Below are 1,663 nucleotides of genomic sequence, written 5' to 3' on the forward strand. Positions count from 1 at the left end.
TCCAGCGGCAGGGCGGCGACGAAGCGCTCGAGATAGCGGTCGTACTCGGCGACCTCCGCGGGTGTGGGGACGATGGTGGTGACTTCCAGATCGGCGAAGATGCGCTGCTCCAGGTAGTCGGCCAGTTGCGTTCCGTCGCCCCACAGCAGGAAGCCGGCCAACAGTGCCATGCCCCAGGCGCCTCCCTCCGCGGCTGCCTGACCGACCGACACGGGGGTGTCGAAGGCGGCCGCCAGGACCCGCTGCGGGATCTCGGGCGTCTTGAAGATGCCCCCATGGGCGAACATGGAGTCGATCGGCGCGTCGGCGTTCTGCTTGAGGATCTTCAACCCGTAGGCCATGGAGGCGAAGGCGGCAAACAGGTGTGAGCGCATCAGGCCGGCCAGGGTGAACCGGATGCCGGGCTGGCGCAGCGTGAGCGGGCGCCCCTCCGGCAGAGAGACGATGGCGTCGCCGGACAGGAAGTTGTAGGACAGCACCCCGGCGTCATCCATATTGCCCTCGGCGGCGGCGCCCAGGAGAATGTCGAACAGCGGGCCCCGCTGGATGGGGTGGCCGATGGCGTCGGCGAACTGGGAGAAGATCTCCACCCAGGCGTTCAGGTCGGAGGTGCAGTTATTGGCGTGTGCCATGGCCACCGGCGCTCCGGACGGGGTGGCCACCAGGTCGATCTGCTCCACCAGGCTGCGCAACGGCTGCTCCAGCACAATCATGGCGAAGGCGCTCGTGCCCGCGGAGACGTTGCCGGTGCGTGGGCGCACCGAGTTGGTCGCGACCATGCCGGTGCCGGCGTCGCCCTCCGGCGGGCACAGCCTCGCCCCGGGCTGGAGCGTCCCGGTGGGATCGAGCAGGCGGGCCCCTGCGGGAGTAAGCCGACCGGCGTCCTGCCCGGCCAGCGCGATCTCCGGCAGGATGTCGGCCAGCCGCCACGGCATGTCGACCAGCTGGTCGAAGGCGTCGAGCATGCCGGCGTCGAAGGAGCGTCCGTCCGGGCCGATGGGGAACATGCCGGAGGCCTCGCCCACGCCCAGGATGTGGCGGCCGGTGAGCCGGTAGTGGACGTAGCCGGCCAGCGTGGTCAGGTGGGCGATGCGGGTCACGTGCTCCTCGCCGTGGGTAATGGCGTGGTGCAGATGCGAGATTGACCAGCGTTGCGGGATGTTCAGCCCGAACAGTTCCGACAGGGTGCGGGAGGAGTCCTGGGTGAAGGTGTTGCGCCAGGTCCGGAAGGCCGCCAGCAGTTCCCCGTCGGCGTCCAGGGGGAGGTAGCCGTGCATCATCCCGGAGATGCCAATTGCCCCCACCTCGGACAGCGGTGCGCCGTAGCGCTCCCGGTAGCGATCGGCCAGGTCGGCGTAGGCGGCCTGCAGGCCGGCGACGACGGCGTCCATCGAGTAGGTCCACACGCCGTCGACCAGCTCGTTCTCCCAGGTGAAGCCCCCGTCGGCCAGCACGGTGCCGATGGAGTCGATGAGTACCGCTTTGATGCGGGTCGAGCCGAACTCGACGCCGAGGGCGGTGCTGGCCGAATCGATGTTTGCGGGGGTGGTTGCTGCGGTCATGCGGAGCTCCGTTGCTGATTGGTGTGTTGCTGCCTTCCGGCCGGGTGCGACGTCGCGCCCGGCCGGGCCCATGGGCGCCATGATAGTGGGACCGGCCACGA

The 1,663-nt window shown here is 69.4% G+C and carries 1 protein-coding gene; it reads right to left on the bottom strand.

What is annotated here, in order from left to right; genetic code table 11:
• Positions 1–1,562, bottom strand: a 1,562-nt coding sequence (locus DRB06_RS13995; RefSeq protein ID WP_111820266.1) for a xylulokinase, incomplete at its 3' end; no start/stop codon positions are given.
• Between the last annotated feature and the right edge of the window lie 101 nt (positions 1,563–1,663).

Origin of the sequence: Actinomyces sp. Z5 (genome assembly GCF_003287795.1) — a bacterium.
GTDB classification, from domain to species: Bacteria; Actinomycetota; Actinomycetes; order Actinomycetales; family Actinomycetaceae; genus Actinomyces; species Actinomyces glycerinitolerans.